Origin of the sequence: Actinocrinis sp. (assembly GCF_035938995.1) — a bacterium.
Classification (GTDB): domain Bacteria; phylum Actinomycetota; class Actinomycetes; order Streptomycetales; family Catenulisporaceae; genus DASZGI01.
This window is the reverse complement of sequence record NZ_DASZGI010000314.1, coordinates 43,480-52,731: the sequence shown is the minus strand read 5'-3', so window position 1 is coordinate 52,731 and position 9,252 is coordinate 43,480. Positions and strand designations below refer to the sequence as shown.

9 protein-coding genes are annotated in these 9,252 nt (G+C 70.0%); all 9 read right to left on the bottom strand.

The window, feature by feature from the left end; all coding sequences use genetic code 11:
• Positions 1–347: ATP-binding cassette domain-containing protein (locus VGZ32_RS22070; protein WP_349263711.1), on the bottom strand; the 347-nt coding region annotated here is incomplete at its 3' end.
• A gap of 29 nt (positions 348–376) precedes the next feature.
• The gene (locus tag VGZ32_RS22065; RefSeq protein WP_326888049.1) at positions 377–1,504 is read right to left on the bottom strand and encodes an ABC transporter permease; all 1,128 of its coding nucleotides are present in this window, start codon (positions 1,502–1,504) and stop codon (positions 377–379) included.
• The gene (locus VGZ32_RS22060) at positions 1,497–2,558 is read right to left on the bottom strand and encodes a substrate-binding domain-containing protein (RefSeq protein ID WP_326888048.1); all 1,062 of its coding nucleotides are present in this window, start codon (positions 2,556–2,558) and stop codon (positions 1,497–1,499) included. Before VGZ32_RS22060 ends, VGZ32_RS22065 begins: the two co-directional genes overlap by 8 nt.
• Before the next feature lie 109 nt (positions 2,559–2,667).
• Positions 2,668–4,557 (bottom strand): 3D-(3,5/4)-trihydroxycyclohexane-1,2-dione acylhydrolase (decyclizing), encoded by a 1,890-nt coding sequence (gene iolD / locus VGZ32_RS22055; RefSeq protein ID WP_326888047.1) that lies wholly within the window; start codon positions 4,555–4,557, stop codon positions 2,668–2,670.
• Positions 4,554–5,441 (bottom strand): 5-deoxy-glucuronate isomerase, encoded by an 888-nt coding sequence (iolB, locus tag VGZ32_RS22050; protein WP_326888046.1) that lies wholly within the window; start codon positions 5,439–5,441, stop codon positions 4,554–4,556. Before iolB ends, iolD begins: the two co-directional genes overlap by 4 nt.
• The gene (locus tag VGZ32_RS22045; RefSeq protein WP_349263710.1) at positions 5,441–6,310 is read right to left on the bottom strand and encodes a Cgl0159 family (beta/alpha)8-fold protein; all 870 of its coding nucleotides are present in this window, start codon (positions 6,308–6,310) and stop codon (positions 5,441–5,443) included. Before VGZ32_RS22045 ends, iolB begins: the two co-directional genes overlap by 1 nt.
• Before the next feature lie 19 nt (positions 6,311–6,329).
• Positions 6,330–7,316: a 5-dehydro-2-deoxygluconokinase gene (iolC, locus tag VGZ32_RS22040; protein WP_326888044.1), complete on the bottom strand. Its 987-nt coding sequence runs from the start codon at positions 7,314–7,316 to the stop codon at positions 6,330–6,332.
• On the bottom strand, positions 7,313–8,170 hold the full coding sequence (locus VGZ32_RS22035) for a sugar phosphate isomerase/epimerase (RefSeq protein ID WP_326888043.1): 858 nt from the start codon (positions 8,168–8,170) through the stop codon (positions 7,313–7,315). The genes iolC and VGZ32_RS22035 overlap by 4 nt, the downstream gene beginning before the upstream one ends.
• Positions 8,167–9,192, bottom strand: coding sequence for a Gfo/Idh/MocA family protein (locus VGZ32_RS22030; RefSeq protein WP_326888052.1), 1,026 nt, complete (start codon positions 9,190–9,192; stop codon positions 8,167–8,169). The genes VGZ32_RS22035 and VGZ32_RS22030 overlap by 4 nt, the downstream gene beginning before the upstream one ends.
• Positions 9,193–9,252 lie beyond the last annotated feature (60 nt).

Here is a 9,252-nt window from a genome sequence, read left to right as displayed (position 1 = left end):
TTGGTCGGCTCGCTGCCGAGGAAGAAGTTGCGCCACACCGACATCAGGGGGACCATCGCCAGATCCTGATACACGGTCGCGATTCCGGCCGACCTTGCATCACGCGGGCTGGCGAAGTGGACCGGGCGGCCGTCCACCAGGAACTCTCCCTCGTCGGGCGGGAAGACCCCGGACAGGATCTTGATGAGGGTGGACTTGCCCGCTCCGTTGTCGCCGAGGACGCACGTGACCGTCCCGCGGCGGACCTCCAGTGAGACCTCTCGCAGGGCATTGACGCTGCCGAAGAACTTGCTGATCTGCTTGGCTTGGATGAAAGAGTCAGTCGTGGCCTCGGGCGCTCCGTCCATCCCAGTCATCGCGCTCCTCTCAGGCATGGTCACCGCCTCGCTCTCGTGGCCCGCCGGTAGACGACGGTGTTGACCACGACGGCCAGGAAGAGGATCACTCCGAGGAAGCTGAAGTCCCAGGAACTGTCCCACCCGGAGTAGATCACCCCCTGGAACGCCATGCCGATGATGCACGCGCCGATCGCCGCACCGACGGCGGAGCCGTAGCCGCCGGTGAGCAGGCAGCCGCCCACCACCGCCGCGATGATGTAGTAGAACTCGTACCCGACGCCCTGCTCGGAGACCGCCGAGTCGCTCTGCAGGAACGAGATCACGCCGACCAGGGCCGCGGCCGTGGAGGTGCCTACGAACAGCAGGATCTTGGTGCGGGCCACGGGCACGCCGACGTTGCGCGCGGCGTTCGCGTCGCCGCCGGCCGCGAAGATCCAGTTTCCGAAGGTGGTGCGGCCCAGCAGCCACACCGCCACGACGGTGACCCCGATGAACCACAAGATCGCGGTCTGATATCCGCTCGGGAGCGTGGCGCTGCGGGCGAAGGAACTGCCGAAGACCGCCTTCGCGCTGTTCAGGCCAGGATGCGCGCCCGCACTCAGCCCGATTGACGTGCTGCCGTGGTTCACCTTCAGCACGCCGCCGATGCTCAAGCCGCGGAACACGAAGTACGTCGCGAGCGTGACGATGAAGCTCGGCAGCTTGGACGTGACCACGATGACGCCGTTGAGCAGGCCGATGCAGATCCCGAACACGAACGTGAGCGCGACGGCGAGCCACGTGTTCCAGTGCAGGTTCCCGACCATCAAGGCCATGAGAATGGCAGTGAACCCGGTCATCCCGCCGGTGGACAGGTCGAACTCGCCGCCGATCATCAGCAGGCCGACCGGTACGGCCATGATGCCGAAGAACGCAGCCTGCTGACTCCACGATTCGAGGCCGGTCTGGCTGAGCCACAGGTGCTGCGGTGTGGCGTCGGTCGCGGTGAACAGGATGAACACCACGACGGCGCCGAGCAGCGCGCCGAGGGCCGGACGTCGCATGACCCTGGTGAGGAATGAGGCTTGGGTGAGGCGTTCGTCCACCGCCTCCGCGGCGGACGAGGATGGAGGTGGGGACGGCGGGGCCGGTTCCGGCTCCGCCGTCCGCGCGGCCGGTTCAGTCATCGCCGGCCGCAATCGCCGCCGCGACGTTCTTCACGTTGGTGCTGTCCACCAGCAGCGGGCCGCTGGCGACCGTCGTGCCGCCGCCGACCGCGTTGCCCTCGTGCTTGTCGTACAGGTACAGGAACGTGATCGGCAGGTAGCCCTGGAGGTACTGCTGCTGGTCCACCGCGAAGTCCAGGGTCGGCGGGCTCGCCTGCAGGTCGTTCTGAATATCGGAATCGAGGTCGAATGTAGCGATCTTGACATTTGCCGGCTTGGCGGACACCAGCGCCTGGCCGATCGCAGTGTTCAACGTCATCACCGCGTCGATGCCCGGGTGCGATTGCAGATAGGCAGTGACCTGGCCGATAGCCTGCTGCGGGTTGGACGCCGCGTTCGGGGTCGAGAGGATCAGCTCGGTGCACGCGGGTCCGTTCGCGGGCGCCGTACCGGTCGAGCACGTCGTGCCGACGCCGAGTCCCTGCGCGATGCCGTTGCAGCGGTCGAGCAGGTTCTGGCCCGACTGGTGGACCACGCACAGCACGTTCGTGGCGCCCTGGCTGTGGAACCGCTCACCGGCCTTCTGGCCCGCAAGCGTCTCCGGCTGCCCGACGCATGTCAGCGCTTGCGACGCGGCGATGTCAGCGTCGTCGCATCCTGCGTTCATCAGGACCACCGGGATGCCCGCGGCCCGCGCCGAAGCCAGCGTGGAGTTCATGATGGACGGGTCGTGGTCGGACACCACGATTCCGTTGACCTTGGCGTTGACGGCGTTCTGGATCTGGGCGTTCTCCGCATTGTCGTCCGGCTGCGCCTGCCCTTGCTGCTGGGATCCGTAGACCTCGCTCAGCTTGCATCCGTAGTCGGCCGCCGCGTTCTTCGCCCCCTTATAGACGACGCTCCAGAAGTTGCCGTTGTCGCCGTGAGTGATCACCGCGAAGGTGTAGGGGCACGACCCACCGGCGCCCACCGCGTTGTTGGTGCCCGATGCGGGAGTCGACGTGGTGCACGCGGCGGCGATCAGCACGAGCGGCGCCGCTATGAGGGAGAACAGGAGTCTGCGTCGGCTAGCCATGATCCACTCCTTTGTGGTCGGCTTGGCGGGAGTCACAGGTTTATGGGGGTGTTGTCAGGTCCCGGGGGCCGAGGTCCCGGGCAGGTCAGTCACAAGTCACGGTCACAAGTCACAGGTACGGACGCTGGGCCTTCTTCGCGTCCTCATACGCCGCGCGCGCGGCCCGGGTGGTGTCGAGCGCGGAGGTCTGCGCGACGGGTACGTCCCACCAGGCGCCGCTGTCGGGCGCGGGCAGGAGCGGATCGGTCTCGATGTGGACGACGGTGGTGTGGGACGACTGCCTGGCCTTCGCCAGCGCGCTGCGCAGGTCGTCGATCGTGGTGGCGCGCAGCACCTGCGCCCCAAGGCTTTCTGCATTCGCGGCCAGGTCCACCGGCAGCACCGACCCGTCGAGCCGCCCCTGTGCGGAGCGGTAGCGGTAGGCAGTGCCAAAGCGTTGAGAGCCGAGTGATTCGGACAATGCACCGATGGAAGCGAATCCGTGGTTTTGCACCAGGACGATGATCAGCTTGACGCCTTCCTGGACCGCGGTCGCGATCTCCTGCGCCAGCATCAGATACGAGCCGTCGCCGACGAGCACGAACACCTCGCGCTCCGGGTCGGCCAGCTTCACCCCGAGGCCGCCTGCGATCTCATAGCCCATACACGAATAGCCGTACTCGACGTGGTAGCCCCTGGGGTCACAGGTACGCCAGAGCTTGTGCAGATCGCCGGGCATCGATCCGGCAGCGCAGACGACCACGTCGTGCGGGCCAGCGGCTTCGTTGACCGCGCCGATGACCTCGGACTGCGCGGGCAGCGGACTGTGCCGGGTCGTGTAGGCGGCGTCGACCACGTCGGACCAGGCACGGGCGGCTTGAATCGCTTCCTCGCGGTACTGCGGCGTCACGGTCCAGCCGCGGAGCGCTTCGGCCAGCTCCTCCAATGCCTCGCGCGCGTCGGCGACCACTGCGATCCCGGCGTGCTTGGCAGCGTCGAAGGCTGCGACGTTGATGTTGACGAAGCGCACGTCCGGGTGGGCGAACGCGGTGTGCGACGCGGTGGTGAAGTCCGACCAGCGCGTGCCGATCCCGAGGGCCAGGTCCGCGTCGCGGGCGATCGCGTTGGCCGCCTGGGTTCCGGTCGCGCCGACGGCGCCGAGCGCGAGCGGGTGGTCGAAGGGGATCGCCGCCTTGCCCGCCTGCGTCTGCGCGACCGGGATTCCGGTCGGGTCGATCAGGCGCAACAGGGCCCAGGTCGCCTCGGAGTAGACCACTCCCCCGCCGACGACGATCAGCGGCCGGCGCGACCGCTTGACCGCCTGCGCGGCGCTCAGCACGGCGGCGCGGTCCGGTCTGATCCGCGGAACGTGCCACACCCTGCGGGCGAACAGCTCCGCGGGCCAGTCGAACGCCTCCGCCTGCGTGTCCTGCGGCAGGGCCAGGGTCACCGCTCCGGTGTCGGCCGGATCGGTGAGCACTCGCATCGCTGCCATCAGCGCGTGCGGCAACTGCTCGGGGCGGTGGATCCGGTCGAAGTACCGTGACACCGGGCGCAGCGTGTCGTTGACCGAGACGTCGTGGCTCTGCGGATATTCGAGCTCTTGCAGGACCGGGTTTGCGACCCGGGTGGCGAACACGTCACCAGGGAGCAGCAGCACCGGCAGCCGGTTGATCGTGGCCAAAGCCGCGCCAGTGACCAAGTTCGTCGCGCCTGGGCCGACAGACGTGGTGCAGGCGAGGGTCGACATCCGGTTGCGCATCCGGGCGAACCCGGCCGCCGCGTGCACCATGCCCTGCTCGTTGCGGCCCTGCCGGTAGGGCAGCGCGGCGGGGTCTTCGAGCTCGAGTTCGAGCAGCGCCTCGCCGATCCCAGCCACATTCCCGTGCCCGAAGATGCCGAAGCAGCCCTCGATGAGGCGGCGCTCGATCCCGTCGCGCTCGCTGTGCTGCGCGATCAGGAAGCGGACGAGAGCCTGGGCCGTGGTCAGGCGCACGATAGGGCGCGATGTGCCCGTCATGTGGTTCTCCGGGTGTGCAAGAGGTTCAGAACGCGCGGGTCGACCGGCTGGTCCGGCCAGGTGTCGCGGATCCATGCGAGGGCTGGGTCGTCGCAGATCCGCCAGGCGCGCTCGCCCGGGCCGGCCATCACGTTCAGGTAGTAGAGGTCGTATCCGGGCGACGCGATGGACGGCCCGTGCCAGCCGTGCGGCACCAGGACCGCGTCACCGCTGCGCACCTCGGCCAGCAGGTCGATCGGCCGCTCGGGCGTTCCGTAGAGCCGCTGATATGCGACGCCTGGTTGAGCCGGGCCATCCGCGACCTCGAAGTAGTAGATCTCTTCCAGGACACTCTCGCCCTCGCGCTCCTCGTCGTGCTTGTGCGGCGGATACGAGGACCAGTTGCCGCCTGGGGTGATCACCTCGCAGACCATCAGCCGGTCGGCCTCGAGCGTGTCCGGCATGCAGTAGCCATAGACCAGCCGCGAGCAGTTGCCTGCGCCGCGCGCCTCGACCGAGACCTGCGACGCGGCGACGTGCCGGAATGGGTGCGCAGCCTGTGCGAGGGCAGCTGGCACGGCAAACCGCCCGCCACCTTCACTGGTGATGCTGACCACGGTGTCCACGGGCACATAGACGAAGTCCGTCGGGCCGGAGAACACGTCGGCACGGCCGGTCAACTCGACTTGCCGCCCCTCGCTCTCGACAACACAGGACCCTGCCAACGGCAGCACGAGGACCTCGTTCGAGCCGGTCGCGAATCCGGTCGCGAAGCCAGCTGTGCCGCCCGGCGGGAGATCGACCACCCGCAGTCCGGTCCAGCTCCAGCCGACCCGCTCAGGAACCAGAGACAGCGCCCACGGCCCGTCGACGGACGACCCGGCCGGATAGTGCAACCGCTGCATCAGGATTCACCGGCCTTAGGAGCCGAGCCAGCGACCAGGGACGCCGCAGTATCTACAGCCGCCTCCACGTCGCCATCCGGCGGATAAAGCAGTGCTCTGCCAACCACTAGCCCGCGCACGCCCTCAACCGCGAGTGCCTTCTGCCAGTCCGCGTAGGTCTCGTCCTGGGCTCCGGCCGGATCGCCGCCGAGCAGCAGCGCGGGAAGCGTGGTCGCCGCCATCACCCGCTCCATCTCGTCCACGACCGGCAGCTTCAGCCACGTGTACGCGCTGGTCGCGCCGAGTCCGGCGGCGACGGATACCGAGCGGATCACCGCCGCCGTACTCAGGTCGTTGCGAAGCGCCGCGCCCTCCCGGTACGCGATGAAGGGCTCGATCATGGCGGCCCGGCCCGCGCGGGCCAGCGCGGAGACCGCTCGGCCGCAGGACTCCAGCGTCGCGACGGTGGACGGGTCGGACGGGTCGATCCGGCACAGCATCTTGCCGCCGTCGAGCCCGTATTCGACGACGGAGCGTGCGTCGTACGCCGTGAACCGGTCGTCGAGTTCGAATACCGAGCCCTGCAGGCCGCCGCGGTTCATCGAGCCAAAGACCACCTTGCCGTCGAGCGCGCCGAGCAACAGCAGGTCCTCGACGACGTCCGGGGTACCCAGGACGCCGTCGACGCCGGGGCGGCCGAGCGCGGCGACGAGACGGCGCAGCAGTTCGCCGCGGTCCGCCATGGCCAGCGGATCGCCACGCACGCTCAGTGCGCCGCGCGCCGTATGGTCGGCGGCGATCAGCATGAGCCTGCCGCTCTCGCCCACCAGCGGGCGGCGCACCCGCCGCAGGGCCGCATCCGCGACGGCGCGCGGATTGTGCAGGCGCATCTCGCGCAGTTTGCGCAGCTCATCCAGCCGCAGCACGGTCGGACTCCTTACTGGCGGACTCCTCCAGGGCGGCGAGGACTTCGGCGGTGGTCGGCATCGCGGTCGAGCACTCCAGCCGCGAGGCGACGATCGCCCCGGCCGCGTTCGCGAAGTTCAGGACGGCTTCCAAGGGCCATTGCGCGAGCAGGCCGTAGCACAGCGCCCCGCCGAACGCGTCGCCGGCGCCGATCCCGTTGAGCACGGTCACCGGGAAGGGCGGCACATGCACGGTCTCGGTCGCGGTGCGGCCGAGGACGCCGCGCGGCCCGAGCTTGACGACGGCGAGGTCGACCCCGTGGTCGAGCAGCGCGGCGGCGGCGCTGTGCGCGTCGCGGTGCCCGACCGCGACCTCGCACTCCTCGAGGTTGCCGACGGCGACGGTCGCATACGGCAGGGCCTCCTGGACGTGCTGGCGCGCGTGCTGCGCCGACGGCCAGAACTGCGCGCGGTAGTCGAGATCGAGCACGGTCAGCCCGGCGCGGCCCCGGGCGGACCAGGCGGCGTAGTGCGCTGCCCGGCTCGGCTCCTGGGAAAGGCCGGTCGCGGTGGCCCAGAACACCCGGGCGGCGGCGATCGCGTCGAGGTCCAGCTCGTCCGCCGCGATCTCCAGGTCCGGGGCTTTAGGCCACCGGTAGAAGTAGATCGGGAAGTCGTCCGGCGGGAAGATCTCGCAGAAGGTGACCGGGGTCGGCAGGTGCTCGACGGCGGCGACGTAGCTGTCGTCCACGCCGAGATCGCGCAGCGCGCGGCGCACGAAGCGGCCGAACGGGTCGGCGCCGGTGCGGGTGATCACAGCCGAGCGCAGGCCGTGACGCGCCGCGGCGACGGCCACGTTGGTGGCGCTGCCGCCGAGGAACTTGCCGAACGTCTCGACGTCCTCGAGCCCGACGCCGCTCTGGAGCGGGTAGATGTCCACCCCGACGCGCCCGATCGTGAGCACGTCATACGGCTGCGCCCCGGCGCTCATTGCAGGCTCCTGAGATAGGCGACGCTCGACGCCACGTCGGCTCGCGGGCCGGCCCCGTCCGGCTCGGCAACCAGGACCGTGTCCTGCTCCATCACATACCAGCCCTGATAGCCGTGCGCCTCGAGCGTGTGGACGATGCCGGCGATGTCCACGTCGCCGCACCCGAGCGGCCGGTAAATGCCCTCCCGCACAGCCTCGGTGTAGGTACGCTCGCCTGCGCGAACGCTCTCGGCCAAGCGCGCATCCACGTCCTTGAGGTGGGTGTGCGCGACGCGCTCGGGTACCTCGCGGGCCAGCGCTGCCGGATCAGCCCCTCCGACGAACAGGTGCCCGGTGTCGAGGCACAGCGGGATCCGGGCGCCGTCGAGCAGGCGGTACACGTCGTCGCGGGTTTCGATCATCGTGCCGACGTGCGGATGCAGGCAGGCGTGCACGCCACGCTCCGCGGCCAGAGCGGCGAGCCGGTCGAGGTTCCCGCACAGCGTCTTCCAGCCGTCCTCGTCGAGCTGCGGCCGCTCGTCATAGCCGTCGAGCCCGGTCGCGGCGGCCAGCACGAGCATGTCCGCACCCGCCGCGACGAAGCCGTCGAGTACGGCGTCGACTTCGGGCAGCGGGTCGTGGCCAGGTTCGTGCGCGACGACGGGCACGAAGCCGCCCACCGCCGCCAGGCCGTACCTGGCCAACAGGTCGGCTTTCGCGGCCGGGTCGGCGGGCAGGAAGCCTTCCGGGCCGAACTCGGTCGCGGTGAGGCCGACGTCGTGCATCTCCCGCAGGACGCGGTCGGCCGCCAACTGATAGCCCCAGCCGGGTACTTCGCACACGCCCCAGGAGATCGGGGCCCCCGCGATCTTCACGTTTGCGCTCCCGTCATCCGCACCTCGTCGATCCGCACCGGCCGGCCCTCGGCCCGCGACAGCTCGCAGGCTTCTGCGATATAGATGGCCTCGAGGGCGTCGGCGATCGTGCACGGGCTCTGCGTCCGGCCCGCGGCGAACTCGACGAAGGCGGCCAGCTCGCGGGTGTAGGCGGCGCGGAACCGCTCCATGAAACCGCCGTACGCCGGTCCGGCCGGCCAGTCGACGCCCGGCTCGACCGAGCGCAGCGGCAGCCGCTCGTCTACGCCCACTGCGATGCTGTCCCGGGAGCCGAACACCTCAAGCCGCACGTCGTATCCGGCCGCGTTGTACCGGGTCGCGGACAGCAGTGCGAGCGCGCCGTCGTCCATCCGCAGCACGGCCGCGGCAGTGTCGACGTCCCCGTATTCGCTGAAGAACGGCTCTCCGCGGTTCGAACCGGTCGCGTACACCTCGACCGCCTCGCGCCCGGTCACCCAGCGCACGGCGTCGTAGTCGTGCACGCCGCAGTCCTTGAAGATCCCGCCGGAGGTGGCGATGTACGCGGCGGCCGGCGGCGCCGGGTCGAAGGTCCCGCCGCGCAGCGTGTGCACCCAGCCGAGGGAGCCGTCGGCCACGGCGGCACGGGCCGCCTGGTATCCGGCGTCGAATCTGCGCTGGAAGCCGATCTGCACCCGGCCGCCTGCCTTCCGCGCCAGCTCGGCCACCTCGGCCGTCTGCGCGCCGCTCGGCGCAACGGGTTTCTCGCAGAACACCGGCAGCCCGGCCTCCACCGCGCGCGCGATCAGCTTGGCGTGCGCGCCGGTCGGCGCGGCGATCGCGACGCCGTCCAGCCCCTGCGCGAACAGCTCATCCGCGTCGGCGACCCATCGCGCCCCCGCGCCGAGCGATTGCGCGACGTCCCGCGCCCGCGCCGGGTCCGCGTCGGCGATCAGCACTTCCTCGACCTGCGCCAACCCGTGCAGCGTCGCAGCGTGGAACGCCCCGATGCGTCCCACTCCGACCAGGCCCAGCCGCGCCATGCTCACCCTGTGTTGATCATCCGTCGGTCGTCCGTCGGTCGCTGCGCCGGCCCCGTGCGT

Bases quoted from the DNA above. Each gene is read 5' to 3' on its own strand.
- VGZ32_RS22065 (WP_326888049.1), bottom strand. From the start codon at position 1,504: ATGACTGAACCGGCCGCGCGGACGGCGGAGCCGGAACCGGCCCCGCCG.
- VGZ32_RS22060 (WP_326888048.1), bottom strand. From the start codon at position 2,558: ATGGCTAGCCGACGCAGACTCCTGTTCTCCCTCATAGCGGCGCCGCTC.
- iolD (WP_326888047.1), bottom strand. From the start codon at position 4,557: ATGACGGGCACATCGCGCCCTATCGTGCGCCTGACCACGGCCCAGGCT.
- iolB (WP_326888046.1), bottom strand. From the start codon at position 5,441: ATGCAGCGGTTGCACTATCCGGCCGGGTCGTCCGTCGACGGGCCGTGG.
- VGZ32_RS22045 (WP_349263710.1), bottom strand. From the start codon at position 6,310: ATGCGCCTGCACAATCCGCGCGCCGTCGCGGATGCGGCCCTGCGGCGG.
- iolC (WP_326888044.1), bottom strand. From the start codon at position 7,316: ATGAGCGCCGGGGCGCAGCCGTATGACGTGCTCACGATCGGGCGCGTC.
- VGZ32_RS22030 (WP_326888052.1), bottom strand. From the start codon at position 9,192: ATGGCGCGGCTGGGCCTGGTCGGAGTGGGACGCATCGGGGCGTTCCAC.